The organism is Sphingomonas jatrophae (genome assembly GCF_900113315.1).
Classification (GTDB): domain Bacteria; phylum Pseudomonadota; class Alphaproteobacteria; order Sphingomonadales; family Sphingomonadaceae; genus Sphingomonas_P; species Sphingomonas_P jatrophae.
Genome location: NZ_FOZG01000002.1, coordinates 16,532 through 40,846 on the forward strand (window position 1 = coordinate 16,532; position 24,315 = coordinate 40,846).

A 24,315-nucleotide genomic window follows, 5' to 3' on the forward strand; every position below is an offset into this window, starting at 1 on the left:
GAGGCAGCGTGCTTCGGATTACGGACCGGCAGTTTGACGCGGTCGCGGTCGTGCCGCGCGAGGCGGCGATCGAGGAGATTGCCGGCCGGCTGAACGCGCGCGCGCAAGCCGAGCGCCGGGCGCCGATCCCGGTCGATCAGGTGCGGGCCTGGGTGAACGAGGCGATGCATTTCGGCGTGGACGATTCGCTCGACGTGTCGGACCTGTGCACCCTGTTTGCCGAGATGCATTGGGCGGGAGGACGACCGCCCTTCGTCGCCGAACGGCTGGCCGAGGCGGGCGCGGAGGGCCGCCTCAAGGTCTTCCAGATCCGCATGGAGTGGCAGCACGGCCCGGCGAGGTCGGCATGAGCGATTATCGCGGCCCCTTGGCGCGCAACCCCGCGCCGCCGCCTGGGCAGTGGCCGCTGCTCCCCCCCGGACCGGGCACCACGCCCCCGCCCCTCGCTCTGCCCGAGCCTGCCCCGCCGCAAGCCGGCGTCTCGCTCACGAAGCCGGTGGTCGAATGCGCCGAGGCCAAGAAGGCACGGCTGGCGCGCGAGCAGGCGGTCTACTGCAACGTCACACCGCTGACGGTAGACATCAAGGATCATAACGGGCGCAAGACCACCTTCACGGCCGCCCGCAACATGCGTGGCGATCCGCTGGCGGAAAACGTGCCGGATCGGCTGCGCGGGCCGCTACGCGACTATGACCTCGTCATCGAGACGATCTCAACCGAGCATGGCCGCGGCATGGGCTCGGCGCAGGTGCGCAAGTTCAACGACCTGACGAACCGCCAGGACAAGGGATCGCTCAGCCGCTCCTCACCCGTGCAGACCGAATTCGCGAAGGTGAAGGCAGCGTGGGGACCGCAGTGCGCAAAGCCCGAGCATCAGTCGCTTCGCGTGCGTGAGGGAACGCTGCTGCGCGGCATCGACACCCAGCATACGACTTGGCCGGGCGCCGCCGACGAGCATCCTTTATTCTCGCTCGCCCCGACCAAGAATGACAGCATCTGGAACCTCTTCAGGAACCTGCTCGCCGATGAGGAGCCGCGGGTCGCCACCTACGAGTGGGTCGCGCACTCTTGCGCCGCGCCGCCCAAGGGCGCCGGCAATCACGAGCTGAAGGCGCTGATCCGCGTCCACCCCAAGGGCGTGAACGGGATCATGCTGGTCGGTGCCAGCCCCTATAATTCGCTCGCCGGCGAGTCGAAGTGGGATTCGTCGAGCGAGGCGGACAAGCAGCGCAAGGGGCTGGAAAAGGCGATCGCCGACGCAACCTTCGACGAAGCCAAACCCAAGGGCGCATCGAACAAGCCGAAATCATCCCCTGCCTATGCCGCCGAACTGAAAGCGTGGAAGGATCGGCGCGCTGCCGTGGACAGGCAGCGCGGCCAGGCGAATGCCGACCTCAAGACATTCCAGAACAAATCCTTCCTTGGAAAATCGGGCCTGCCGAAGGGGCCGTGGAAGTTCGAGCTGCCCGAAGTCGATGCCCGCCTGATCCGGGACGATCGCGAGATCGGCTGGAAAGAGCTGAAGGCGATCTATGATCTGTTGAAGAAGGCCCAGTCCGTCTCCGACGATCTCAGCGGCGCGCTGGCGTTCCTGACGTCGCTTAACCCCGCCCCCATCCAGCCGAAGATGACCGTCACACTGAAGGCGTTCATCGGAGAGCTGACCTTTGCGCGCGCGGCCTTCGTCCGGCCGCGGGGCGAACGCTATCAAGCGGTGGATCGTGAGTGGTATCTCCGCTTCGTCGGCACCTTCTTCTCGGCCGAAGGGCAATTTTCGGCAGTCGCGGGCAAGATGGTGCTCGGCACGGGGATCGAGGCCACCTTCACGCTGACCTTCGGCGGCAAGCTGATGGTGGAGGTGGAGAAGGTCTTCGTCGATGATCCCGCGCTGACCACGCGATTGAAGGGAGAGCTGGCGATCACCGCCGCTGCCGAGGCGCGCGCGACGGCGGCCTATTACGAGATCGCGTCCGTCAGCATGGAAGCGAAGATCAAGTTCACCGTCCAGAGCGACCTGATCCTCGACAGCGAGTTCCGACCGCAGCCGATCGACTGGAAGATCGATCCATTCACCCTGACCGCAAATTACCGGGCACAGGATGCCGGGGTGGAGAAGACGGCGGTGATCTACAAGGCGGAGAGCGTCTCCGGCAAATGGTTCAAGGGCGCCTAGTGATGAGCAGCACCAGCCGCCCCCTCTTCTACGTCGAATATGTCAGCGACGAGGCCGCGACCGAGCTGCTGCTGAACGACGTGCCGCAGGCGCGCTTCGGCGGCCATGCCAAGTTCAGCGGCTTCATCCCGGTGCCGCTCGATCTGGTGCGCGGCCGGAACATGCTGGAGCTGCGGTTCTGGGCGGCGCCCACCCGGCCGATCGATCCGGCGCGTCCGTTCGCAACCGCCCGGCTGGCCCGCTTCGCCGATGGCGAGCGCGCGTTCGACGGTGGCGGCGACACGATCGCGTCCCTCGATCTGCCTGGCACGGAGCCTGTTCGAACGACGTTCGACAGCCAGGAGGGGCCCGCCAGCTGGCCGTGGCAGGCGGCCGAGCCGACCTCGCCCGAGATGCTGGTCGAAAAGGGCTTCCAGCCTTTCGTGCAGCGCCTGGCGCAAGCATGGTTCGACGGGGATCCGGCGCCGTTCCTGTCGGCATCCGCGATGCGGTTCACCGATTCCGAACAGGCTTTCCGCACCCGTCCTGCCTCCGCCATGGCGACGCAGTTGGATGCGTGGATCACCGGCATGGGGCCGCTGCCGCCTGCGGCACGCCGACTTCCGCCGCTGGTCGTCCGGCCATGCGGCCAGGGTCGGCTGATCGACCTGTCTGCCGCGGACGGCGACCCATGGCTGCGACGTCCGGATGCGGACGGGGACGTGGCGAAGTTCACCGCACGTGTCGGCTATATCGGCAGCGCTTGGCAGATCCTTCGATAGCCGCACGCGCCCGGCGGAAAGGCCGGCCCGCTTTCCTCGCGAACCGGCCTTGCCTTCTCAGCTCTTCTTGCGGGCACGCTTCGGCGCTGCGGCGGCTTCCTTGTCCTCTTCCTCGTCGCCTTCCTCTTCACCGGCTTCGGTCAGAGCCTCACCGAGCGACTTGATCTTCTCCTGGTTCTTGTCGGCGCGCTCGCTGATCTTGACGGTCGCCTCGCCGAGGCGGTGGAGCAGAGCGTGCACCCGGTCGGCATCCGGCTCGTCCTTTTCGAGCTGTTTGCGCAGCGAAGCGAGGTCGCGAAGGATGCCCTTGGTGCCCGGCAGGTCGAGATCGGCAAGCGCGCTTTCCCAATCCTCGATCATGGTGGCGCCGCGGGCGGGCTTGGTCGATTCGAGCCCGCGATTGATCGCGTTCATCGTCGCGGCGAATTTGAGAGCCATGGATCATCCTCTGCGTGGGGGTGCCGCATCGTGAGCGGCAGCGCAGGAACGAGGCGGCGCCGGCAAGGCTCCGACACAAACGGAGCCGTTCCGATCAGAACAGCTCCATCTGCTCCACCTTGGGCGCGACGCGGGTCTTGAGGTCGATCGTGTCGGTCAGCGCGGTAGGGCGCCAGTCGACCGTGACGATGAAGGGGCGCACCTTGGCGACGGACACGGTCAGCCGGCCGATATCGTCGAGCCTGAGCGCGCGCCAGCGACGGCTGGCGAGGATTGCCTTGACCGCCTTGGTGCCGAGCCCCGGCACGCGCAGCAGCGCCTCCTTGGGCGCGCGGTTGACATCGACCGGGAACTGATCGCGCGCCTTCAAGGCCCAGGCGAGCTTGGGATCGATATCGAGCGGCAGCATCCCCGAGGCGTCGGCCGCCTCCACCACCTCGGCGGGCTTGAAGCCGTAGAAGCGCATGAGCCAGTCGGACTGGTAGAGCCGGTGCTCTCGCATCAACGGCGGGCGCTGCAGCGGCAGCACCGCCGACGCATCCGGGATCGGGCTGAACGCGGAATAATAGACGCGGCGAAGCGCGAAGCGATCGTAGAGCCCCGCGGCGCGCGTGACGATCTCGCCATCCGACGCGCTGTCCGCGCCGACGATCATCTGGGTCGACTGGCCGGCGGGCGCAAAGCGCGGCGCGGACTTGAACCGCTTGCGCGCATCATGCCCCTCTTCGATCGCGCCCTTCAACTCGCCCATCGCGCCGGCAATGCGCTCTGACGATTTCTCGGGCGCGAGGCGCTGGAGACCGCGATCGGTCGGCAGCTCGACGTTGATCGACACACGGTCGGCGAACAGGCCCGCCTGCGCGACCAGTTCGGGATCGGCATCGGGGATGGTCTTTAGGTGGATGTAGCCGCGGAAATCGTGATCCTCGCGCAGCGACCGCGCGACCTCGACCAGCTGCTCCATCGTGTAATTGGGCGAGCGGATGATGCCCGAGGAGAGGAACAGGCCCTCGATATAGTTGCGCCGATAGAAAGCGAGCGTCAGTTGCACCACTTCCTGCGCGGAGAAGCGCGCGCGGCGCACATTGCTGCTCTTGCGGTTGATGCAATAATGGCAGTCGAAGATGCAGCTGTTGGTCAGCAGGATCTTGAGCAGCGAGATGCAGCGGCCATCCGGCGCGTAAGCGTGGCAGATGCCCATGCCCTCGGTCGATCCGATGGCCTTGCTGCCCTCGGAACTGCGCTTCACCGTTCCCGACGAGGCGCAGGACGCATCATATTTGGCGGCGTCCGCCAGGATCGCCAGCTTGGCGCGGGTATCGAGCTGGGCCATGCGTTCGATATATGTTCGGGTGCGCGCCCTGTCGAGGGCGCCGCCCGTCAGACCTGCGCGGAGGCGCGGGCAGCCGCCAATGTCTGGCCGCGTTGCAGCCGCTCCGCCATCGTCCGCCAGGCGGCTTCGGAGCGGAGGCAGCGATCGCGCACGTTGCCGAGCGTGGCGGCGGCGGCGTCACGGGCGCAGGCATCGGCCTGGGCGGTATAGAAGTCGCTGGTGGTCGACATGGCTACGCTCCGTAAATCAGGGATCAGGCGGGTGCCCGGCTCAGCCGAGCATTTCCGCGACGATGCGCCGCATTTCGCCGGGGGAAAGCGGCGATGCCGCACGGCGGGGTCGTGGCGGGTTGGAGGGGACGAACTTGGAAACGCTACGAGGCGTCGAGACGATATTCAGGTGCATTTGATCCTTCGGCCGCCATCTTGGGGGCATGGGTGTTCTTATTGAGTACCAACGTCGCAACGAGCGACACGGGCCCAGCGGGCTCGCACGATCGTCGGCGGACAGCCCGATTAAGGCGTCATGCCGATCGGACGGCCATCCAGCCGGGCCGGCACCGACCCTTCCCACGTGACATGAACGCGGCGCACGCCGGAAAGACGCATGCCGACAGACGAATGACGCAGCGGCGAAGGGCCGATGCAGGCTGGCAGCGTGAAAGGGAAAACGTCGCGCAGATACGCGTCAGAATCCGTCGCAGGCGACGATCGCACAGGAGAGATGGGCGTTGCGGCGCGAGAAGTCAATGTCGCCACCGCGCCATGCACCGACCGCGTCGACCAACTGCTCAGATACGGCGCGGTACATGGCGTAGATGGACAGCAGCGAACCAGCCGACAGCAGGATGGCGCCATCCTGCATGCCCGCCCCCAGCCGGTGCAGGGCGAGCGCAGGCGCCGGGTGGCCGCCTCCAGAGACGCGCCCGCCCCGCGCGTGCAGGCAATCGCGCACCGCGCCCACCGCACAGAGCCTGGGATCGAACGGCGAGTCGGCACCGAGCAGGTCCATCATGGCGGACAGGCGGCCATGCGTGTTGCGTCGCTGCGCCATGCGCCGCCGGTCGACCACGCCTGCCCCGAGGCACGATGCCGCCTGGTCCAGCAGCACGGCGAGAAAGGCATCCAGCTCCCGCAGATTGTTGCCGAACAGGCGCGCCTGCGCATAGCCGGAGATGAGGTTGTCAGCCTCCCGTGCCCCCGCGAGGCGGCCGGAGAGAGAATCGACGCCGCGGATCATGGTCGCATTCGCGCGCATCAGCCCCGCCGGCGCGGGAGTAGGATCGAGGATCAAGCACCGGCTCCGCATTGCAAGCGGGAGCACGTCCGTCTCCCAGCCGCGGGCGCTTCTGCTGCACGATGCCGGCGATGGCGGCGCACCTACCAGCCACGGCATCGATCCGCCAGCCATGCGATTGCAAGCCGTCACACGAGCGGCGAGAAGAGCCGATGCGCCTGATCCTACCCCTGGCTTTGCTCGCCGCGCCTGCCGCCGCGACGCCCTCCACCGACCTCGCTTCGCTGATCGAGCGACACTGGGCCTGGTATCTCGAACAGCATCCGATCCTCGCCACATCGCTGGGTGAGCGGCGGTGGGACGATCGCCTGCCCGATCTGTCGCTGGCCGGCATGGACCGCGCCGCTGCCACCGCTTCAGGCCTCGCGCGTGATCTGCGGGCGGTGCCCGATGCCGGGCTGTCGCCGGCCGAACAGGCGGACAAGGCGATCCTGCTTCACCTCCTCGACGAGCAGGTCGAGGCCAACCGCTATGGCGAGCGGATGATCCTGTGGACGAGCTATGCGTCCTTCCACCAGGATTTCACCGAATATGCCGGGCAGCTGCCCTTCCGCACCGCGGCCGACCATCAAAGCTGGCTGAAGCGGCTGGCCGCTTATCCGGACTATGTCGCGCAAGGGATCGCCACAACCAGGGCCGGTGTCGCGGCGGGCTATGCCCAGCCCTGCGCCGCCTTCGGCAACATGGAGAACACGATCACCGGGCTGATCACGCCGACGCCCGAGACCTCCCGCTATTATGCGCCGTTTGCAGCAGCGCGGCCGGCCACCATCCCGGCCGGCCCATGGGAAGCCATGCAGGCGCGTGCGAAAAGCCTGATTGCGGGACCCGTCACCGCGGCCAATCGTCGCCTCGCCGCTTATTATCGCGACGATTATCTGCCGCACTGTCGCAAGACGCTGGCCGCGGAAGCGACCCCCGATGGCCGCGCCGCTTATGCCTTTGCCATCCGCCGCCAGACCACGACCACGCTGGACGCCGAGCGGATCCACGCCATCGGCCTGGGTGAAGTCGCCCGGATCGATGCGGCGATGGCGGTGGCGGCGAAGCGCGCCGGCTATCCGCAAGCGGCGGCGTTCAAGGCGGCGCTGCGCAGCGATCGCAGCCAGATTGTCGCCACGCAGCGCGACCTGCTCGCCGCCGCGGCGCTGCAGGCCAAGACGATTGACGGCATGCTGCCGCGCTGGTTCTCGACCCTCCCCCGCCTGCCCTATGGCATCAAGCCGATCCCGGCGGAGACGGCGGAGGGCACCACGACCGCCTATTACGGCCCCGGCAACCCGCAGGCGGGCAAGGCCGGCACCTATTGGGTCAACACCTCGCGCCTCGATCAGCGGCCGCTCTACGAACTGCCGGCGCTGACCGCGCATGAGGCGGTGCCCGGCCATCACCTTCAGATTGCGCTACAACAGGAGCTGGATCTCAAGCCGTTCCGCCGCTTCGGCGACGGCTTCAACGCCTTCGTCGAGGGCTGGGCGCTCTATTCGGAGCGGCTGGGCGAGGAGATGGGCCTGTATGATACGCCCGCCAAGGCGATGGGGCGCCTCTCCTACGAAATGTGGCGCGCCTGCCGGCTGGTGGTGGATACGGGCATCCACCACAAGGGATGGAGCAAGGCGCAAGCCATCGCCTACATGCGCGAACACACCGCCTTGTCGGACGCCAACATCGAGGCGGAGGTGAACCGCTACATCAGCTGGCCGGGCCAGGCGCTCGGCTACAAGCTGGGTGAGCTGGAGATCGTGCGCCTGCGCCAGAAGGCGGAAGCGGCGCTGGGCGATCGGTTCGACCTGCCGGGCTTCCACCAGGCGGTGCTGGGTCAGGGCTCCGTGCCGCTCGGCCGGGTGGCGGCGCAGGTGGACGCGTGGATCGCGCGCGTTAAGCAAGACGCTTCAAGCGACTGAAACATCGCGTCGCTATGGCGTCGCCCCGACCACAGGCGAGGGGCACGTCATGTCGGCTGGAATTCGCACTCTGCTGCGCCGCGTGGCGCTGATCGTCACCGTCGCGTTCGCGCTGACCGCACCGGCGGATGCGCGCCGCTTCCGCATACCGATCTTCGTCGGCGGCCACGGCTCGAGTGGCGCCAGCGGCACGCGCGAGGTGATCGACCGGGTCAAGGATCTGCCGGATACGCCCGCCTTCCAGAAGGACGGCGAATATCTCGACGTCGGCTTCAAATATTCGCAGACGCTGAGCAGCGGCCGCGTCGAGAGTGAGGATCGCGGGGGCGGCACCTACGTCCTCTATCATGGCGACAGCTATGTCGCGCTCGACTCGCGGATGCGCAGCCTGCTCGTCTCGGAACTCGGCTACGATCCGATCGCCGGCCATGATCGCTTCGCCCCCGCCGGCGTGACGCAGCTGCCCGGCGCCCGCTCACGCGCGCCGCTGTCGGCCGAGGCGCGCGAGGCGCGGCGGGATGCGGCGCGCGCGGCAGCAAGCTGGGACGGCTCCAACGCGTCGAGCAACATTCCCGGCGATCCGACCGCGGGCCAGACCCGCAAGAGCGGCAGCAGCGCGATTGGCGCGCTGTTCCTCGCCTTCATGGTCATCGCCGGGCTGGTCGTGCTCGGCATCCGCCGGCACGTGCGCGGCGCGGCGAAGGTGATTGCACCGCTGTTCGCCCCCGGCCGCGACGATCCCGACACGGTGGCGGCCGGTCATGGCAATTTCGAGGCTCGCGTTGCCCAGCGACTGGTGGAATTGCAGACCGACGCCGCCGCGCCACCGCCCGAGGCGCGCGCCGCCGCGCGGGTGCGCAGCTTCGGCCGCAAGGCGGCCTAGCGTCCGGGCACGCGGCCCGCTTCCTCCTCGGCCATCCGCCGCTCCTCGCGCGCCTGGCGGAGGAAGGCGCGCTGACAGCCCGTCTGCCCGCCCGAGCCGACCGGCGAGCAGCTGTCGGGCGTGCCGGCGGCCGTGCGCCCGACCTGATCCAGCGAGGCGGCGGTGCCGGACCAGCTCAGCGCCCCCGCCGCCGGCTTGCTCTCGCGGAACCGCTTGGGCAGGCGATAGCGCTCGCCCTCGGGCCGGCGCGCACAGACGACGATCTCGCCATTGCTGCCGGTCGGGCAGGGATCGTCGCCGAAAACGACGAGGGTGGAGATGCGCTGCGGCGGATCGACGGGCACCTCCGGCTCGGCAGCGGCGAGAAGGAGCAGGACGGGCAGCAGCATGGTGGACCTTTCGCGCGGCGGCGGCCCGATCAGGCGCGCGTCCCGCTTGCGCCCACCTGAACGGACCGTGCGCCCGTGCCTTCTCAGTCGTCGATGGCGGATTCGATCACGGTCGCGGCCTCGCCCTGCGCGCGGCGTTCGGCGCGGGCGGCATCCATGTCGCGCTTGTGGCAGCCGGTCATCCCCATGCCGCCGACGGGCGAGCAATTGTTCGGCAGCGTTGCGCTGGAGGCGGCACGCGCCGTCTCCGCCAGGGCAACGCCGCTGTTCCGCTCGCGTGGAGTCACCTCGGCGCGGCGGAGCTGCTCGGGAATGCGGAACTGCTCGCGCGCCGGCAGGCGGCGGCAGACGACGATCTCCTCGCCGGCCGAGCTGGGGCAGGGATCGTTGCCATAGACCTCGACGATGCGCTGGTTCTGCGCCAGCGCCGGGGCGGCAGGCAGCACGGGCAGCGCGGCGACGAGGCCCAGCATGGCGAAGGCACGAACGAACGTCATCTCAATCTCTCCTCGACCGCGCAAACGCTTGGGAACCCCGATCCTATCCGCCGCCGGCGTCAAATCCGCTGCGACACGGCGATTGCCGCGCGGCAGCCGAGCCGGATGATGCCGGACAGCAGCGCGTAGGCGGGCGCCCGCTCCGCCCCTGCGGCGATGGCGGTGTCGCGATGCTCCAGCTCCTCGGCCTGGAACTCGGCGATGGTGGCGCCGAAATCAGGATCCTCGTCGCCCAGCTCCTCGCGCTGCGCGGCGTAATGCCGGTCGATCTCCGTCTCCACTGCCGCGGTGCAGGCCATCGCCGCCTCCGGCCCCATCAGCGCGGTGGCAGCGCCCAGCGCCACGCCCGCGACGTTCCACAAGGGCTGCAACAGGGTCGGCCGCACGCGCCGCTCGGCCAGCAGCGCGTCAAAATGGCGGCGGTGGCGCTCCTCCTGCGCGGCCATGCGGGCGATGGCACGCGCGGCCGGCGTGCGATCGCCCATGATGGCCAGCTGGCCCGCATAGATGCGCGTCGCGCCATATTCGCCCGCCTGATCGACGCGCAGCATCCGCGCGCGGGCGGCGGGGCTCAGCGGAAGCTTCGGATCCATGCCACCACTATGGCGATCCCGCCGCCCAACGAGAAGAGGGCGTTGAAGCCGGCAAGGCTGATGCCGAACAAAGTCCACTGCGCGGTATCGCAGCGGACGAGCGGCGTCGCCAGAATCTCGCGCAGCAGGTCGCCCCCGGCGGCGGCCGGCCGGGCGCAGCGGGTGATCCCCTCCCACCAGCGATATTCGACACCCGCATGGAAGACGCCGATCGCGCCCGAGACGAGGATGGCGACGGCGGCGAGCAGCACCAGCGGCCGGGCGGCACGCGGGCGGGCGAAGGCGGCCAGCGCCAGCACCACCGCGGCATAATGGGGCCAGCGCTGCCAGTGGCACATCTCGCACGGATATAGCCCGCCGATCAGCTGCGATCCCCACGCGCCGACCAGCAGGGCGGCAGGGAGGATCAGCGCCAGCGCGCGGGCGGTGCGGAGAGAGGGGTTCATGCGGCCGTGAGATCCTCGTCATGCTGAACTTGTTTCAGCATCCACCCCTCTGCCCGCCTCAGCCTCTGAGGGCGAGCGCGTCGCTCGCTTCGCGCACCCGCAACCACCGGGCGCAACCGACCGGTGGATGCCGGACCAAGTCCGGCATGACGAGATGAGGGGTCAACGCGCGCCGCCGCGGCTCACCTTCGCCAGCGCCGCCTGCGCCGCGGGCTGGCCGAGGCGGGCGATCGTCCTGATCGCATAGTTGAGCTGGAAATCCTCCACGCCCGCCTTCTTCAGCGTCTCCGGCGTGCCGGCGAAGCGGGGATCGGGCTTGGCGTCATCCTCCAGCACCTTGTCGTCGACCTTCGCCTCGTTGATCAAGTGGCGGCGGAGGTCCGCCTCGCGCAGGCGCGGACGCGACTTGTAGTCGGCATCGGACAGCTGCGGCACGATGATGTCCGGATCGATCCCGCCCTCCTGCACCGAGCGGCCCGACGGCGTGTAGTAGCGCGCCGTGGTCAGCCGCAGCGCCGTCTCCTCGCTGAGCGGCAGCAGCGTCTGCACCGATCCCTTGCCGAAGCTCCGCTCGCCCATCACGATCGCGCGGCGATGATCCTGAAGCGCACCGGCGACGATCTCGGCGGCCGAGGCGGAGCCGGCATCGACCAGCACCACCATCGGCAGGCCGTGCGCCATGTCGCCGGGCTTGGCATAATAACGCTCGATGTCGCCCTTCTCGCGCCCGCGCTGCGAGACGATCTCGCCATGATCGAGGAAGGCATCGCCCACCTCGATCGCCTGATCCAGCAGGCCGCCGGGGTTGGAGCGCAGATCGACGACATAGCCGAGCGGCTGGCCGCCATTCGCCTTGTCGATCGCGGTCAGCGCCGAGCGCACCGCCTCGCCCGTCTGCTTGTTGAACGTGTTGATGTTGATGATGCCGACCTTGTCCTTGATCTCCCACTTGACCGGCTTCAGCGTGATGATCTCGCGCGTCAGCTCGACATCGAACGGCTTGTCGCGGCCGGGGCGGACGATGGTCATGCGCAGCTTCGTGCCGGGGCGGCCGCGCATCTTCTCGACCGCCTCGTCCAGCGTACCGCCGTAGATGAGCTGCCCGTCGAGATGGGTGATATAGTCGCCCGCCTTGATCCCTGCCCTGAATGCGGGCGTATCCTCGGTCGGCGTCACCACCTTCACCGCGCCATCCTCCATGCCGACGGTGAGGCCCAGGCCGCCATATTCGCCGTCCGTCTGCGTGCGCAGGTTGGTGAAATCCTTGGCGTCGAGATACGAGCTGTGCGGATCGAGGCTGGAGAGCATGCCCTCGATCGCGCCCTTGATCAGCGTCTTGTCGTCCACCTTGTCGACGTAATCGGCCCGCACCTTCATGAACACGTTCATGAACTGATCGAGCTCGCGCGTCGTATCCTCGATCGCGCCGAACGAGGCGGTGGCGGCGGGCACGAGGGCGACCGCGGTGACGAGCATCGCCGGCTTGATGAGCGACCGGAAGTACGGCTTGAGCGGCTTGGCCATGGGACGAACGGCTTTCGGGAGAGGGGTATCGGGCGAGGCTATCGGAGTTTGCCGTGGCAGGGCAAGCATATCGCGCCTGAGCGGCGGCTGAACGGCGGGCAACTCACCCCGCTGCCAGCGCCAGCGCGTCCACCGGGCGATCATGGCGGCGAAGCTCCAGCGTGATCCGCGGCTCCTCCGCCGGCGCGCGGCCGAGCGGGGCACCCGCGGCGATCCGGCCGCCCGCCCGCACGCTGGCGGAGGCGAGTCCGGCGACAAGCGTGGTCCAGCCGCCGCCATGATCGAGGATGACGATGGCGCCGTAGCCGCGGAACGGCCCGGCAAAGGCGACGCGCCCGGCGGCGGGCGCGACGATGCGGGCGGAGGGTGCGGTGGCGATGGTGATGCCCTTGGCGCGCACGCCGGAGCGCGCCGTCTCGCCCAAGCCCGTCACCACCCGGCCCGCGACCGGCAGGCGATAGCCCCCGGGCGGGCCGGCCGGCGCGGGTGCGAGCGCCACCAGACCCGGCAGAGGCGGCCGCAGCGCGGGGCCGGGCAACGAGCGCAGGCGCGCGCGCACCTCCGCCTGCACGCCCAGTTCCTCCATCAGATCGACGATGTCGCGCGCCTTTTCGCCGAGCGCGGTGGCACGATCGATCTGGAACAACGCACCATCGGCCAACTGCACCGCCCGCGCCCGCGCGCCGGCCTCCAGCCTGGCGAGCGCGGCGCGTTCTTCGCCCAGGCGCGCCTGCCCTGCACCCAAGGTCGCCGCGGCGGCGGCCGCCTGCATGGCGAGGCGGTCCGCCTCCGCCACCTCCGCCCGCAGTGCCGCAGTGCGCGCCTCCACCACCGGCAGGCTGGCGGACAGCAAAGCGCGGACGTGGATCACGTCGTCGACCGAGCCCGGCTGCACCAGCGCAAAGCCGGGCGGCCGCCGCGCCAGCGTCTGCAACGCCGCGGCAAGCCTGGCGAGCGGCGCACGCCCTTGCGCCAGCCGCGCCCGCTGCGCCGCCCGCCGTGCCTCGACGATGGCGACGCGTGCACGCGCCGCATCGATCTCCGCCTCGGCCGAACGAATCCGCGCGCCGACGGCCCGGACCTGCGCGGCGAGCCGTGCGGCCTTGCCCTTGGCCGCACGGGCCTCCCGCTCAAGCTCGGCCGAGCGCTGCTGCGCCGCTGCCGCCGCGCGCTTGGCCGCGATCAACGCGCGCGCCTGCTCCGCGATGGTCTGGCCGAGCGCGGGCGCCGCGACCAGCAGCAACAGGGCGGCGGCGCGGCGCATCAGCCTTCGCGGTGATAGGGATGGCCGGCGAGGATGGCGGTGGCGCGGAACAACTGCTCGGCCAGCATCGCCCGCGCCAGCATGTGCGGCCAGGTCGCGCGGCCGAACGCCAGCAGCATGTCCGCACCCGCCCGCGTCTCGGCATCATGCCCGTCGGCGGCGCCGATCAGGAAGCGCGTTTCGCGTGCGCCCGCATCGCGCCAGCGGCCCAGCCGCTCGGCAAAGGCGGCGGAGCCGAGCTGCTCGCCCGCCTCATCCAGCGCGACGATGCGCGCATCGCGGTCTAGCGGCGGCATCCGCCCGCCGGTGTCGGGCAGCTCGGTCAGCCGCGTCGGCCAGGCGATGCGCTTCAGATAGCGATCGACCAGCTCCGCCTCGGGCCCGCCCCGCAGGCGCCCGCGCGCAACGATGTGGAGCAGCACGCGGGCAGCGTCAGGGGATCAGTGCGCCGTCGATGTCGGGGTCGGCGCCTCGCCGAACGCCCACATCCGCTCCAGATTGTAGAAGGAGCGCACCTCGGGCCGGAACAGGTGGACGATCACGTCGCCCGCATCGATCAGCACCCAGTCGGCCGCGGGCAGGCCCTCGATCCGCGCGGTGCGGCGGCACTCCTGCTTGATCCGCTCGACCAGCTTGGTCGCCATGGAGGCGACCTGCCGGGTGGAGCGGCCGGAGGCGATCACCATGTGATCGGCAATGGTCGACTTGCCGGCGAGCGGGATCGAGACAACCTCCATCGCCTGATCGTCGTCGAGCGAGGAGAGCACCAGCCGGTGCAGCGCCTCGACGGAATCCGGCTCGGCCGCCTGGGAGGCGTCGGGAGCGGCGGAAGGGGAAACGGGCAGAAGGACTCTCCTAGATGATGGTCCGGCGCGTCACCCGATCGCGCAGGGCCTTGGGGGTTGCTTGTTCGTGCCAGTCTGGATGGCGCGCGCGGAAGGACGTGGCGGATCGGGGGTCGGGCTGGAAGTGCAGCAGCACGAGCGCCGGAAGACTCCATCTCGCCCATTGATCCGCACGGGCGGCGGGCCGGACATAGCGCCGCAGCCAGCCCATCGCGGGCGCACGACGAGCGGCGGCATCATAACCCGGACGCGCAATCACCGCAACCGCCAGCCGCCGCGCGATGCCGCGCCAGTCCCGCCAGCGGTGGAACTGGGCGAGATTGTCCGCCCCCATCAGCCAGATGAACTGGACGTGGGGATAGCGGCGGACGAGCTGCGTCAGCGTTTCCACCGTATAGCGCGTGCCCAGCCGCGCCTCGATCGTGGTCGGCCGGATCGGCAATCCCCGCGCCGCCCTGACCGCCGAGGCATAGCGTGCCGCCAGCGGCGCCATGCCGGCCCTGGGCTTCAGCGGGTTGCCCGGCGACACCAGCCACCACACCTCGTCGAGATCGAGCGCCTCGAGCGCGAACCGGCTGATCCCGCGATGCCCGCCATGCGCCGGGTTGAACGATCCGCCGAGCAGGCCGACACGGCGGGTCATGCGCGGTCCTGCGCGGTGTGGTGCACCTGGAGAATGGTGATGCCATCACGGGTGACGCGATAGGTGAGGCGGAACGGCAGCTTGGGAATACGCCACCGGCGGACAGACGGCGCAGGAGTCGGTGATCCCATTTCAGGAAAGTCGAGCAGCCCGGACGGCGCCTGGAAGATGTCCGCAATGATCCGTTCAGCCAAACCCGGATCGACGCGGCTATAATAGGTCACGATTTCCCGCAGAGCCCTGCGCGCCGGCGCAGCCCAGAGAATGTCGCTCAATCGGCTGGCCGGCCCGCGACGATCGCCCGCAACTCCGCGATCATCTCCTCATGCGTCACGTAATCGCCGCGCGCGACGGCGGCGTCCGCCTCGTCCAGGTCACGCCAGAACGCTTCCTGTTCCTCGACATATTGCCGCAGGATGTCGCCCGCAATCTCGCCGGCAGCGCGGCCGCTGCGCGCAGCGAGACGGTCCAACCTGCCGGCGACGCCGTCATCAACCTGGGCAGCGATGGAAACCATCTTCGTCATGCCCGCCAAGCTATGCCCTGCCCTGCCACGCATCAAGGCCGCAGCTGGCCGTCGCCGCGCACCTGCCACTTGTAGGTGGTCAGTCCTTCCAGCGCGACGGGCCCGCGCGCGTGCAGGCGGCCGGTGGCGATGCCGATTTCGGCGCCCAGGCCGAACTCGCCGCCATCGGCGAACTGGGTGGAGGCGTTCCACATGACGATGGCGCTGTCGACCTCTGCGAGGAAGCGTTCGGCCGCGGCCGCATCCTCGGTGATGATGGCGTCGGTGTGGTGCGAGGCGTGGGCTTCGATATGCGCCAGCGCGCCGTCCAGCCCATCGACGAAGGCGACGCTTGCCACCGCATCGAGCCATTCGGTGTCGTAATCCTCATCCCCGAGCGGCGCGACCCGCCTGTCGAGCGAACGCACCTCGTCCGCGCCGTGCAGCGCGCAGCCAGCGTCGAGCAGCGCCGCCACCAGCGGCGCGGGTGCGGGATAAGCCCGGTCGATCAGCACGGTCTCCGTCGCGCCGCAGACGCCCGTGCGGCGCATCTTGGCATTGACCACCAGCGCCTCGGCCTTCGCCGGATCGGCGGCGGCATGGACGAAGCTGTGGTTGATCCCGTCGAGATGCGCCAGCACCGGCACGCGCGCCTCGGCCTGCACGCGCGCGACGAGGCTCTTGCCGCCGCGCGGCACCACCATGTCAATCGTGTCCGCCGCGGTGAGCAGCGCGCCAACCGCGGCACGGTCCGCGATCGGCACCAGCTGCACCGCATCCTCGGGCAGGCCGGCCGCCGCCAGCCCGGCAGCCAGGCAGGCGTGGATCGCGCGGTTGGAGGCCCCCGCCTCGCTGCCGCCGCGCAGGATCGCGGCATTGCCCGCCATCAGCGCCAGCGCGCCCGCATCCGCCGTCACGTTCGGGCGGCTTTCGTAGATGATCGCGATCACGCCGACCGGCACGCGCACGCGCGACAAGGCGAGGCCGTTCGGCCGCACCGAGCGGTCGATCACCTGCCCCACCGGATCGGGCAGACCGGCCACCGTCTCCAGCGCCGCCGCGACGCCGTCCAGCCGCGCAGGCGTCAGCCGCAGGCGGTCGAGCATCGCGCCCGACAGGCCGCCCGCTTCCGCGCGCGCCACATCCTCGGCATTGGCGGCAAGCACCGCATCCGCCTGCGCGCGCAGCGCCGCGGCGGCGGCGGTCAGCGCGGCCGCCTTCGCCTCGGTTGGTGCGGTGGCGAGGATGCTGGCGGCGGCACGGGCGCGCTTGCCCATGGTGGCGATCAGCGCGGCGGGATCGATGGGGTCACGGTCGGCCATGCGCTTCCCGCTACCGCAAACGGCAAGGCGCTGATAGCGTGGCGTGCATGGGCATGGATCTCGAGGCGGCGGGCGATGCGGTGACGGGCGGGCTCGTCGCAGGCGCGGTGGAGAGGAAGCCATGGTGGCGTCCGACCCGGGCCAAGGCGACTGCGCATGAGTCTGATCATCACGCGCACGGCGCCTGCCTGGATTGCGGCACGCAGCTGATCGGTCCGCATTGCCACGTCTGCGGGCAGGCAGGGCATCTGCACAGCACGATGGGCGGCTTCGCGCATGAGCTGCTGCACGGCGTCTTCCATTTCGAGGGCAAGATCTGGCGGACGCTGCCGATGCTCGCCTTCCACCCCGGCCAGCTCACCCGCCGCTACATCGATGGTGAGCGGACCAAGTTCGTCGGGCCGATGGCGCTGTTCCTCTTCTCCGTCTTCCTGCTGTTCGCGGTGGTTGCCAGCCTGCCCGCGATCAAGGGGGCGGAGGGCATGGCCGAGGGCCTCTCCACCGGCTTCGGTCAGGCGCGCGAGCAGATGGCGACAGGTGCCGCCAACCAGCGCCGGCTGATCGCGCGGCTCGAGCAGACGCGCGCCGCGCTCGCCTCCACCGGCGCGCCAACCGATGCGGTGGATCGCCGGCTGGCCAAGGCGCGCACCGACCTGAAGGGCATCGAGAGCGCGGAGGCTGTCCTGCCCGGCCGCGGCGAGGCCAGCCCCAGGCTGACGACCAAGGTGCAGATGGGCGGACGACCCGCACCCGCGGACGTCAACAGCTGGTTCCAGGAGAGGATCGAGCACGTCCGCGAGAACCCCAAGCTGTTCCTCTACAAGATGAAGAGCGCGGGCTATAAATATAGCTGGGCGCTGATCCCGATCACCCTGCCCTTCATCTGGCTGATGTTCTTCTGGAAGCGGCGCTTCGGCCTTTACGATCACGCCATCTTCGCGACCTACTCGCTGGCGTTCATGTCGCTGCTGACGGTGGTGGTCAGCCCGTTCGCCAGCTATGGCTCGGGCATCGCGGTGCCGCTGTCATGGGCGGCGCTCGCCATCATCCCGCCGATCCACATGTATAAGCAGCTGCGCTACGGCTATGCGCTCGGCCGGATCGGCGCCGCGGTGCGGATGATGCTGCTGCTCGTCTTCGTCACCATCGCGGCGACCCTGTTCTCGCTGCTGCTCCTCTACCTCGGCGCGGCGGGCTGAGCGGTTGCGCGTCGCGACGTTGGCCACGGAGGACGATTTCGACGGCTGGCGCGATGCGGCGCGGTCGCTGGCGCTCGCCCGCATCGCCCCGGCCGACATCGTCTGGCAGGTGGGCGAGACGCCGGCCGACCTGTTCGGTGACGAGGCGGAACCCGATGCGCAGCCGGGCGCCCGCTTCAACGTGCCGCGCGCCTTCGTCGATCTCGCCCGCACCGCCATCCTGCACCGCGATCCCGAGCGGTTCGCCCTGCTTTATACCCTGCTCGTCCGCCTGCTCACCGAGCCGCGGCTGATCGACGACCATGCCGATCCGCTCGTCCGCCGGCTGGAGGAGATGGCCAAGGCGGTGCGGCGCGACATGCACAAGATGCGCGCCTTTGTCCGCTTCCGCGAGCTGGACGAAGCCGGCGCCGCGCCGCGCTATGTCGCGTGGTTCGAGCCCGAGCATCATATCGTTCGCGCCAATGCCGATTTCTTCGCGCGCCGCTTCGCCGGCATGGCGTGGTCGATCCTGACCCCGGACCTGTCGGTGCACTGGGACGGCGAGGCTCTGTCCTTCGGCCCCGCCGCCACCAGGGCGGACGCCCCCGCCGGCGATCCGCTGGAGGAGACGTGGAAGACCTATTACGCCTCCATCTTCAATCCCGCCCGCCTGAAGGTGGGCGCGATGACGAAGGAGATGCCGAAGAAATACTGGAAAAACATGCCCGAGACCGCGTTGGTGGCCGGCCTGATCGCAGGCGCACAGGCACGGGAGAGCGGCATGGTCGAGGCATCGCACGCGGAAATCGGCGGCAATGCCCGCATCGCGTGGGAGGCGCTGCGCGAGGAGGCGGCCGGCTGCACCCGCTGTCCTCTCTACAAGCCCGCGACGCAGACCGTGTTCGGCGAAGGCCCGGTCGATGCATCGCTGATGTTCGTCGGCGAGCAGCCGGGCGATCAGGAGGATCTGGCGGGCCGCCCCTTCATCGGCCCCGCGGGCCAGCTGTTCGACCGCGCGCTGGCGGCGGCGGGCATCGATCGCGGCACCACCTACGTCACCAATGCGGTGAAGCATTTCAAGTTCGAGCCCCGCGGTAAGCGGCGCATCCACGCCAAGCCCGGCGGGCCCGAGATCGACGCATGCCGCTGGTGGATCGAGCAGGAGCGCGTGCTGATCCGCCCGCCCCTCACCGTCGCGCTCGGCGCCACCGCCGCGCGTTCGCTGCTCGGCAAGGTCGTCACCATCTCCGCCACGCGCGGGCGCGCGCAGACGCTGGCGGACGGTGGCGAATGCTGGGTGACGGTGCACCCGAGCTTCCTGCTGCGCATCCAGGACAAGGCGCAGGCGGACGACGAATATGGCCGCTTCGTCGAGGATCTGACCGCGGTGAAGCAGCGTCTGGCCGCGCTCACGGGTTGAGCGATCGCCGACGAAAGGCAGGAGACACCATGAAGCAGACGGGTAACACGATCCTCATCACCGGCGGCGGATCGGGCATCGGCGCCGCGCTGGCGCAGCGTTTTCACGATCTCGGCAATCGCGTGATCGTCGCCGGGCGGCGGCTGGAGGCGCTGGAGGAGACGTGCGCCGGGCGCGACAACATGGCGGCGATGCAGCTCGACATCGACGATGCCGCCGCGGTCGAAGCCTTCGCGCAGCGCCTGCTGACGCAGGAGCCGGGCTTTAACGTGCTGTTCAACAATGCCGGCATCATGCGGCTGGAGCCCGCCGACACGCGCCGCGATCTGGCCGCGACGGAAGCGACGATCGTCACCAACCTGCTGGGGCCGATCCGCCTGATCAACGCGCTGGTCGATCATCTCTCCGGCCAGCCCGATGCGGCGATCGTCAACGTGACGTCGGGCCTCGCCTTCGTGCCGCTGATCGATGCCGCTGCCTACAGCGCGACCAAGGCCGCGATCCACAGCTACACCGCATCGCTGCGCGAGGCGCTGAAGGGCCGCGTCGAGGTGATCGAGCTGGCCCCGCCCGGCGTGCAGACCGATCTCACCCCGGGACAGGCGAATCGCACCGCCTATCAGCCGCTCGACGAATTTGCCGACGAGGTGATGACGCTGTTCGCCCAGGTGCCGACGCCGCCGGAGATCCTCGTCGAGCGCGTGCGCCCTTTCCGCAATGCCGAGGCCGAGGGCCGTTTCGACGAGACGCTGACGCAGCTGAACGACTTCGCCCGCAAGGCGCGCGCGGGGAGCTGAAGCTCAGGACAGGGCGGACGCGGCGGGCATCGCGGCCGGGGCCCAGGCGAACAGGGGCGCCTCCGTCGTCGCGCCGAGCGACTCCAGCAGGGTGAACAGCCAGGTTGCGTCCGCCGCTGCGGCATGGCGGCGGGGCACGGCCATGTCGGCGATCCGGCACGCCTCGATCAAGGCCGCGTCGCCATGGCCGCCGCGCGACAGGATCGCCTCGACATGCTCGATTCGCGCCGGCGCAGGCTCGCCCGCCGCCGCGGCGAGCGTGTCGAGCCAGCGCGCGTCGAGATAGGAATCCGCCACCAGCCGCCGCCCGTGCACGGCCGCCGCCAGTTCACCCAGCACGCGCGCCACAGGCAGCCCCTCCGCCGCCAGCCGCTCGCGCGTGATGCCGTGCAGCGCCTCCGCCTCGGCCGTCCAGTCCCACCCGGCCCAGTCGGGCGCCGGCCGGATCAGCCACGCGCGCGCACCCCGTTCGTCGCAGATGCCGACTTCGATCGGGTAGGAGCGGCCGTGCACGGGCAGGCACGACGCCTCGAAGTCGATGGTGGTCAGCATGGCGCGGCGATGGTCTCTCGGTCACCCTGAACAAGCGGTGGACAATGCGACATCCGCCGCCTCGTTCCACCATGCTGGCGGCTATGGATGACGCGGTGGTGACAGCAAGCTTCACTCCGCCGCGAGCAGATCCTCCGCCGCCCGCAGATCGACCGAGGCGAGCCGGCTGACCCCGCGCTCCACCATCGTCACGCCGAACAGGCGATGCATCCGCGCCATTGTCACCGGATTGTGCGTGACGATCAGGTAGCGCGTGTCCGTCTCCGCCGCCATCCGGTCGAGCAGGTCGCAGAAGCGCTCGATATTGGCGTCGTCCAGCGGCGCATCCACCTCGTCCAGCACGCACAAGGGGGCGGGATTGGTCAGGAACAGGCCGAAGATCAGCGCCACCGCGGTCAGCGCCTGCTCGCCGCCCGACAGCAGGGTCAAGGCGGACAGGCGCTTGCCCGGCGGCTGCGCCATGATCTCCAGCCCGGCCTCCAGCGGATCGTCCGAATCGATCAGCGCGAGATGCGCCTCGCCGCCGCCGAACAAGGTGGCGAACAGGCGGCGGAAATGGCCGTCCACCGCCTCGAACGCGGCACGCAGCCGCGCCCGCCCCTCGCGGTTGAGCGATCCAATCGAGCCGCGCAGCCGGTTCACCGCCTCGCCAATCTCCTCCCGCTCCGCGGCGGAGGCGGCCTGCGCGCTCTCCAGCTCCGCCAGTTCGGCCGCGGCGACGAGATTGACGGGGCCGAGCCGTTCGCGCTCGTTCGTCAACCGGTCGAGCCCGCCCGACTGCGCCTCCGCCGCGCCGACCTGCTCGGGATCGAAGCCGAGCCGCTCGGGCAGCAGCACCGCAGGGCAGCCGAACCGCTCGCCCGAGACACGGCCCAGCTCCACGCGCCTGAGGCCCTGCGCCTCCGCCCGCGCCGCGGCGCCCGCGCGCACCTCACGCGCGGCGGCGAGGCGTTCCTGCGCCGCCTGCGCCTGCGCGTCGGCGGCGGTGGCGGCGGCCTCGGCGGCGCGCTCCTGGGCGGTCTGCGCGGCCGCCTGCTCGCGCCGCTCGGTCAGTTTGCCCGCAGCCTCCGCCGCCGCAGCCGCCAGCGCGGCCGGCCGATCGGCCAGCGACGCCGTCTCCGCCTCCGCCTCCGCCTGGCGCCGCCCCATCTCGGCCACGCGCTTCGCCGCATCGCCCGCCCGCGCCCGCCAGCCGCGCGCCTCCGCACGGGCCGCCTCCTGCCGTTCGCGCGTCGTGGCGATGCGGGTGCCGATCGCCGCCGCCTCCGCGCGCGCCGCCGCCAGCGCCGCCGCTGCCGCCGCACCTTCGCCGCGCAGCCGGGCCACGGCGGCCTGCGCCTCGCTGCCGTCGGGCAGGGCTGCGCGTGCCTCCGCCGACTGCACCTCGGCCATGCGCGCCTCGGCCACGTCCCCCGCCAGCCGCACGCGACGATCCTCGACGGCGCTGCGCTGAAGCTCCAGCCGGGCGAGCGCGGTTGCCGCCGCCTCCGCCTCGCGCATCGCTGCGCGGCCGTCCGCCTCCGCCTCCTGTCGGGCACGCCGTGCCGCCTCGATCGCGCGTCCCGCCTGGGTGAGCGTCGCTGCCGCCACATCGACGGCCGCGCGCGCCTGTGCCGCAGCCTCGCGCGCGGGTGGCAGCAGGCGATCCAGCTCGGCCAGCCGGTTCCGCCGGACCAGCCGGGCCGCAGCCCCGGCGCCCTCACCTTCGCTGCGATAGCCGTCCCACCGCCGCAGCCGACCGTCGCGCGTGACGATCCGCTGGCCGGGCGCCAGCGCGGCACCGTCATCCACCTCGACCAGCCCGACCTGCGCCAGCCGCCGCGCGAGTTCGGCCGGCGCCTCTACCATGTCAGCGAGCGGGATCGCGCCGGCGGGCAGCGCAGGGTCGCCCGCCTGCGGCGCGGCGCCCGTCCAGCCGCGGGTGGGCCCCACCTCCGCCTCCAGCTCGTCGCCGAGCGCTGCGGCGAGCGCACGTTCCCAGCCGGGGGCGCAGGTGATCCGATCGAGCAGCCGCGTTGTCGCCTTGGCCGGCTCCGCCCGCGCCAGTGCCGACCGCTCGCCGTCCAGTGCAGACAGGTCCGCCCGCGCGCGCGCCGCCTGCTCCTCGGCGGTGGCGCGGGCGGCCGCGGCGGCATCGCGGGCCGCCTCTTCGCGGTCGAGCGCGGCCGCGGCATTGCGGGCCCCCTGCGCCGCCGTCTCGCCGCGCAGCGTTGCCGCCTCGCGCCGTGCCTCCAGCGGCGCGGGATCGCCGAGGCCTGCCGCCTCGGCCTCCAGTCGCGCAATCTCCGCCTCCGCCCGCGCGCGCCGCTGCCGCGCGGTGGCGAGTGCGGCGTCGGCAACGCGCAATTCCGCCTGCTCCGCCGCCAGCCGCCCGAGCGCCTGCGCCAGCGCCAGCTCCGCATCGCGCGCCACCGCCTCCGCCGCTCCGACCGCAGCGGCGGCAGGCGCCCGCGCTGCCTCCGTCTCCGCCAGCGTCAGGCCGAGCGCCTTGTCCTCCGCCGCCAGACGTTCGAGCGCCTGCGCCGCATCCAGCGCCAGCTGATCCTCGCGCGCCCGGTCGCCGGCAAGCGATTCGCGTGCCCGCTCCAGCGCGGCCAGCCGCCGCTCGACGCGTTCGGCCTCCTGCTTCAGCCCGGCCAGCATCCCCTCGGCCGTGCGCGCCGCCTCGCGCGCCGCCTCCGCGGCGGCACGTGCCGGAGCGAGCGCGGTGCGTGCCGCCGCCTGTGCCGAGAGAGCGTCCGCCGCAGCCGACTCCGCGGCCGTCACCGCTGCGCCGGCCCCTTCCGCCTCCTGTTGCGCAGCGGTGGCGGCGGCGGCGGCATCGCGCCAGCGCGCCCAGATCAGCTGCGCCTCGGCCACGCGGATGCGCGCGCTCAGATCCTCGTAGCGCGCCGCCACGCGCGCCTGCCGCCGCAGCGCCGCCGCGCGCGTGCCGCTCTCCGCCAGCAGCTCGTCCACTCGCGCGAGATTGGCCTCCGCCGCGCGCAGCCGCATCTCCGCCTCCTTGCGGCGGACGTGCAGGCCGGCAATCCCCGCCGCTTCCTCCAGCATCGCGCGGCGCTCGGCCGGGCGGGCGGTAATGATCGCCCCGATCCGGTTCTGGCTGACGAGCGCCGGCGAATGCGCGCCCGTCGCGGCGTCGGCGAACAGCAAGGCCACGTCCCGCGCGCGCACGTCGCGGCCGTTGATCCGGTAGGCGGAGCCGGCCCCCCGCTCGATCCGGCGGACGACCTCGGTCTCGCCGTCCTCGCCATCGACGACGATCGTCACCTCGGCGAAATCCCGCGGCGGGCGCGCGGAGGTGCCGGCGAAGATCACGTCCTCCATGCCGCCGCCGCGCAGCGACTTGGGGCTGCCCTCCCCCATCGCCCAGCGGATCGCCTCGAGCAGGTTGGATTTGCCGCAGCCGTTCGGGCCGACCACGCCGGTCAGGCCGCTCTCGATGCGCAGCTCGGCCGGCTCGACGAACGACTTGAAGCCGGCAAGGCGAAGGCGGCGGATGCGCATGGCAGGATGAGACTAGAGCGGAATGGCCTTGAGCGCGATGGG

Annotated in this window: 26 protein-coding genes; 8 read left to right on the forward strand and 18 right to left on the reverse strand. The window is 70.7% G+C overall.

The window, feature by feature from the left end:
• The first annotated feature begins 8 nt into the window (after positions 1 to 8).
• The 3 genes from BM360_RS09280 to BM360_RS09290 are packed head-to-tail and all read left to right on the forward strand — an operon-like array spanning position 9 to position 2,934.
• Positions 9 to 350, forward strand: a complete 342-nt coding sequence (locus BM360_RS09280) for a hypothetical protein (RefSeq protein ID WP_093314006.1) — start codon at positions 9 to 11, stop codon at positions 348 to 350.
• Positions 347 to 2,173 (forward strand): hypothetical protein, encoded by a 1,827-nt coding sequence (locus tag BM360_RS09285; RefSeq protein ID WP_131819225.1) that lies wholly within the window; start codon positions 347 to 349, stop codon positions 2,171 to 2,173. The genes BM360_RS09280 and BM360_RS09285 overlap by 4 nt, the downstream gene beginning before the upstream one ends.
• Positions 2,174 to 2,175: 2 nt before the next feature.
• Complete coding sequence (locus tag BM360_RS09290) at positions 2,176 to 2,934, forward strand: hypothetical protein (protein WP_093314009.1); 759 nt, start codon at positions 2,176 to 2,178, stop codon at positions 2,932 to 2,934.
• A 57-nt stretch (positions 2,935 to 2,991) separates the two neighbouring features.
• On the opposite strand, the gene BM360_RS09295 is transcribed toward BM360_RS09290, so the two are convergent.
• The 4 genes from BM360_RS09295 to BM360_RS09310 all read right to left on the reverse strand — a co-directional run bounded on the left by BM360_RS09295 (position 2,992) and on the right by BM360_RS09310 (position 5,998).
• Entirely contained in the window at positions 2,992 to 3,372 is a 381-nt protein-coding gene (locus BM360_RS09295) for a hypothetical protein (protein WP_207544570.1), read from the reverse strand.
• A 94-nt stretch (positions 3,373 to 3,466) separates the two neighbouring features.
• On the reverse strand, positions 3,467 to 4,705 hold the full coding sequence (locus BM360_RS09300; RefSeq protein WP_093314011.1) for a putative DNA modification/repair radical SAM protein: 1,239 nt from the start codon (positions 4,703 to 4,705) through the stop codon (positions 3,467 to 3,469).
• 47 nt (positions 4,706 to 4,752) lie between these two features.
• Positions 4,753 to 4,935 (reverse strand): hypothetical protein, encoded by a 183-nt coding sequence (locus BM360_RS09305; RefSeq protein ID WP_093314013.1) that lies wholly within the window; start codon positions 4,933 to 4,935, stop codon positions 4,753 to 4,755.
• Between the two features lie 457 nt (positions 4,936 to 5,392).
• On the reverse strand, positions 5,393 to 5,998 hold the full coding sequence (locus BM360_RS09310) for a hypothetical protein (protein ID WP_131819226.1): 606 nt from the start codon (positions 5,996 to 5,998) through the stop codon (positions 5,393 to 5,395).
• Positions 5,999 to 6,153: 155 nt separating this feature from the next.
• Here BM360_RS09310 and BM360_RS09315 point away from each other — a divergent pair, with 155 nt between their 5' ends.
• Together BM360_RS09315 and BM360_RS09320 are read left to right on the forward strand one after the other, a co-directional pair.
• Positions 6,154 to 7,905, forward strand: a complete 1,752-nt coding sequence (locus BM360_RS09315) for a DUF885 domain-containing protein (protein WP_093314017.1) — start codon at positions 6,154 to 6,156, stop codon at positions 7,903 to 7,905.
• 49 nt (positions 7,906 to 7,954) lie between these two features.
• Positions 7,955 to 8,788: a hypothetical protein gene (locus BM360_RS09320; protein ID WP_131819227.1), complete on the forward strand. Its 834-nt coding sequence runs from the start codon at positions 7,955 to 7,957 to the stop codon at positions 8,786 to 8,788.
• Here BM360_RS09320 and BM360_RS09325 read toward each other — a convergent pair.
• From BM360_RS09325 to BM360_RS09380, 12 genes are all read right to left on the reverse strand, one after another.
• Positions 8,785 to 9,177, reverse strand: a complete 393-nt coding sequence (locus tag BM360_RS09325) for a hypothetical protein (RefSeq protein WP_093314020.1) — start codon at positions 9,175 to 9,177, stop codon at positions 8,785 to 8,787. The genes BM360_RS09320 and BM360_RS09325 overlap by 4 nt on opposite strands.
• Positions 9,178 to 9,260: 83 nt before the next feature.
• Positions 9,261 to 9,674 (reverse strand): hypothetical protein, encoded by a 414-nt coding sequence (locus tag BM360_RS09330; protein WP_093314022.1) that lies wholly within the window; start codon positions 9,672 to 9,674, stop codon positions 9,261 to 9,263.
• A gap of 59 nt (positions 9,675 to 9,733) precedes the next feature.
• Complete coding sequence (locus tag BM360_RS09335) at positions 9,734 to 10,267, reverse strand: demethoxyubiquinone hydroxylase family protein (protein ID WP_242653425.1); 534 nt, start codon at positions 10,265 to 10,267, stop codon at positions 9,734 to 9,736.
• Positions 10,246 to 10,713 (reverse strand): disulfide bond formation protein B, encoded by a 468-nt coding sequence (locus BM360_RS09340; RefSeq protein ID WP_093314024.1) that lies wholly within the window; start codon positions 10,711 to 10,713, stop codon positions 10,246 to 10,248. The genes BM360_RS09335 and BM360_RS09340 overlap by 22 nt, the downstream gene beginning before the upstream one ends.
• Positions 10,714 to 10,875: 162 nt before the next feature.
• Positions 10,876 to 12,237, reverse strand: coding sequence for a S41 family peptidase (locus tag BM360_RS09345; RefSeq protein WP_093314025.1), 1,362 nt, complete (start codon positions 12,235 to 12,237; stop codon positions 10,876 to 10,878).
• Positions 12,238 to 12,340: 103 nt separating this feature from the next.
• A complete protein-coding gene (locus BM360_RS20020) occupies positions 12,341 to 13,501 on the reverse strand; it encodes a murein hydrolase activator EnvC family protein (RefSeq protein ID WP_207544571.1) in 1,161 nt (386 codons plus the stop codon).
• The gene (locus BM360_RS09355; RefSeq protein WP_093314027.1) at positions 13,501 to 13,923 is read right to left on the reverse strand and encodes a 23S rRNA (pseudouridine(1915)-N(3))-methyltransferase RlmH; all 423 of its coding nucleotides are present in this window, start codon (positions 13,921 to 13,923) and stop codon (positions 13,501 to 13,503) included. The genes BM360_RS20020 and BM360_RS09355 overlap by 1 nt, the downstream gene beginning before the upstream one ends.
• An 18-nt stretch (positions 13,924 to 13,941) precedes the next feature.
• A complete protein-coding gene (rsfS, locus tag BM360_RS09360) occupies positions 13,942 to 14,346 on the reverse strand; it encodes a ribosome silencing factor (protein WP_093314029.1) in 405 nt (134 codons plus the stop codon).
• A 10-nt stretch (positions 14,347 to 14,356) separates the two neighbouring features.
• Positions 14,357 to 14,989 (reverse strand): nicotinate-nucleotide adenylyltransferase, encoded by a 633-nt coding sequence (locus tag BM360_RS09365; RefSeq protein ID WP_093314030.1) that lies wholly within the window; start codon positions 14,987 to 14,989, stop codon positions 14,357 to 14,359.
• The gene (locus tag BM360_RS09370) at positions 14,986 to 15,264 is read right to left on the reverse strand and encodes a type II toxin-antitoxin system RelE/ParE family toxin (RefSeq protein ID WP_093314032.1); all 279 of its coding nucleotides are present in this window, start codon (positions 15,262 to 15,264) and stop codon (positions 14,986 to 14,988) included. Before BM360_RS09370 ends, BM360_RS09365 begins: the two co-directional genes overlap by 4 nt.
• Positions 15,261 to 15,515 (reverse strand): CopG family ribbon-helix-helix protein, encoded by a 255-nt coding sequence (locus tag BM360_RS09375; protein WP_093314034.1) that lies wholly within the window; start codon positions 15,513 to 15,515, stop codon positions 15,261 to 15,263. Before BM360_RS09375 ends, BM360_RS09370 begins: the two co-directional genes overlap by 4 nt.
• Before the next feature lie 32 nt (positions 15,516 to 15,547).
• Positions 15,548 to 16,816, reverse strand: a complete 1,269-nt coding sequence (locus BM360_RS09380; protein WP_093314036.1) for a glutamate-5-semialdehyde dehydrogenase — start codon at positions 16,814 to 16,816, stop codon at positions 15,548 to 15,550.
• A 47-nt stretch (positions 16,817 to 16,863) separates the two neighbouring features.
• Between BM360_RS09380 and BM360_RS09385 the strand changes: the two genes are divergently transcribed.
• Genes BM360_RS09385 through BM360_RS09395 form a run of 3 tightly spaced genes read left to right on the forward strand, consistent with a single transcriptional unit; the run spans position 16,864 to position 20,214 of the window.
• On the forward strand, positions 16,864 to 18,015 hold the full coding sequence (locus BM360_RS09385) for a DUF3667 domain-containing protein (RefSeq protein WP_093314038.1): 1,152 nt from the start codon (positions 16,864 to 16,866) through the stop codon (positions 18,013 to 18,015).
• Positions 18,016 to 18,019: 4 nt separating this feature from the next.
• On the forward strand, positions 18,020 to 19,417 hold the full coding sequence (locus BM360_RS09390; protein WP_093314040.1) for a UdgX family uracil-DNA binding protein: 1,398 nt from the start codon (positions 18,020 to 18,022) through the stop codon (positions 19,415 to 19,417).
• A gap of 29 nt (positions 19,418 to 19,446) precedes the next feature.
• The gene (locus BM360_RS09395) at positions 19,447 to 20,214 is read left to right on the forward strand and encodes an SDR family oxidoreductase (protein WP_093314043.1); all 768 of its coding nucleotides are present in this window, start codon (positions 19,447 to 19,449) and stop codon (positions 20,212 to 20,214) included.
• Between the two features lie 3 nt (positions 20,215 to 20,217).
• Here BM360_RS09395 and BM360_RS09400 read toward each other — a convergent pair whose 3' ends face one another.
• Together BM360_RS09400 and BM360_RS09405 are read right to left on the reverse strand one after the other, a co-directional pair.
• Positions 20,218 to 20,766 (reverse strand): 3'-5' exonuclease family protein, encoded by a 549-nt coding sequence (locus BM360_RS09400; protein ID WP_207544572.1) that lies wholly within the window; start codon positions 20,764 to 20,766, stop codon positions 20,218 to 20,220.
• A gap of 111 nt (positions 20,767 to 20,877) precedes the next feature.
• Positions 20,878 to 24,273, reverse strand: coding sequence for a chromosome segregation SMC family protein (locus BM360_RS09405; RefSeq protein ID WP_093314045.1), 3,396 nt, complete (start codon positions 24,271 to 24,273; stop codon positions 20,878 to 20,880).
• Between the last annotated feature and the right edge of the window lie 42 nt (positions 24,274 to 24,315).

What these genes read in the sequence shown, in the direction of transcription:
- BM360_RS09285 (WP_131819225.1), top strand. Translation starts at nt 347, where the DNA reads ATGAGCGATTATCGCGGCCCCTTGGCGCGCAACCCCGCGCCGCCGCCT.
- BM360_RS09290 (WP_093314009.1), top strand. Translation starts at nt 2,176, where the DNA reads ATGAGCAGCACCAGCCGCCCCCTCTTCTACGTCGAATATGTCAGCGAC.
- BM360_RS09295 (WP_207544570.1), bottom strand. Translation starts at nt 3,372, where the DNA reads ATGGCTCTCAAATTCGCCGCGACGATGAACGCGATCAATCGCGGGCTC.
- BM360_RS09300 (WP_093314011.1), bottom strand. Translation starts at nt 4,705, where the DNA reads ATGGCCCAGCTCGATACCCGCGCCAAGCTGGCGATCCTGGCGGACGCC.
- BM360_RS09305 (WP_093314013.1), bottom strand. Translation starts at nt 4,935, where the DNA reads ATGTCGACCACCAGCGACTTCTATACCGCCCAGGCCGATGCCTGCGCC.
- BM360_RS09315 (WP_093314017.1), top strand. Translation starts at nt 6,154, where the DNA reads ATGCGCCTGATCCTACCCCTGGCTTTGCTCGCCGCGCCTGCCGCCGCG.
- BM360_RS09320 (WP_131819227.1), top strand. Translation starts at nt 7,955, where the DNA reads ATGTCGGCTGGAATTCGCACTCTGCTGCGCCGCGTGGCGCTGATCGTC.
- BM360_RS09325 (WP_093314020.1), bottom strand. Translation starts at nt 9,177, where the DNA reads ATGCTGCTGCCCGTCCTGCTCCTTCTCGCCGCTGCCGAGCCGGAGGTG.
- BM360_RS09330 (WP_093314022.1), bottom strand. Translation starts at nt 9,674, where the DNA reads ATGACGTTCGTTCGTGCCTTCGCCATGCTGGGCCTCGTCGCCGCGCTG.
- BM360_RS09335 (WP_242653425.1), bottom strand. Translation starts at nt 10,267, where the DNA reads ATGGATCCGAAGCTTCCGCTGAGCCCCGCCGCCCGCGCGCGGATGCTG.
- BM360_RS09340 (WP_093314024.1), bottom strand. Translation starts at nt 10,713, where the DNA reads ATGAACCCCTCTCTCCGCACCGCCCGCGCGCTGGCGCTGATCCTCCCT.
- BM360_RS09345 (WP_093314025.1), bottom strand. Translation starts at nt 12,237, where the DNA reads ATGGCCAAGCCGCTCAAGCCGTACTTCCGGTCGCTCATCAAGCCGGCG.
- BM360_RS20020 (WP_207544571.1), bottom strand. Translation starts at nt 13,501, where the DNA reads ATGCGCCGCGCCGCCGCCCTGTTGCTGCTGGTCGCGGCGCCCGCGCTC.
- BM360_RS09365 (WP_093314030.1), bottom strand. Translation starts at nt 14,989, where the DNA reads ATGACCCGCCGTGTCGGCCTGCTCGGCGGATCGTTCAACCCGGCGCAT.
- BM360_RS09375 (WP_093314034.1), bottom strand. Translation starts at nt 15,515, where the DNA reads ATGACGAAGATGGTTTCCATCGCTGCCCAGGTTGATGACGGCGTCGCC.
- BM360_RS09380 (WP_093314036.1), bottom strand. Translation starts at nt 16,816, where the DNA reads ATGGCCGACCGTGACCCCATCGATCCCGCCGCGCTGATCGCCACCATG.
- BM360_RS09385 (WP_093314038.1), top strand. Translation starts at nt 16,864, where the DNA reads ATGGGCATGGATCTCGAGGCGGCGGGCGATGCGGTGACGGGCGGGCTC.
- BM360_RS09395 (WP_093314043.1), top strand. Translation starts at nt 19,447, where the DNA reads ATGAAGCAGACGGGTAACACGATCCTCATCACCGGCGGCGGATCGGGC.
- BM360_RS09400 (WP_207544572.1), bottom strand. Translation starts at nt 20,766, where the DNA reads ATGCTGACCACCATCGACTTCGAGGCGTCGTGCCTGCCCGTGCACGGC.
- BM360_RS09405 (WP_093314045.1), bottom strand. Translation starts at nt 24,273, where the DNA reads ATGCGCATCCGCCGCCTTCGCCTTGCCGGCTTCAAGTCGTTCGTCGAG.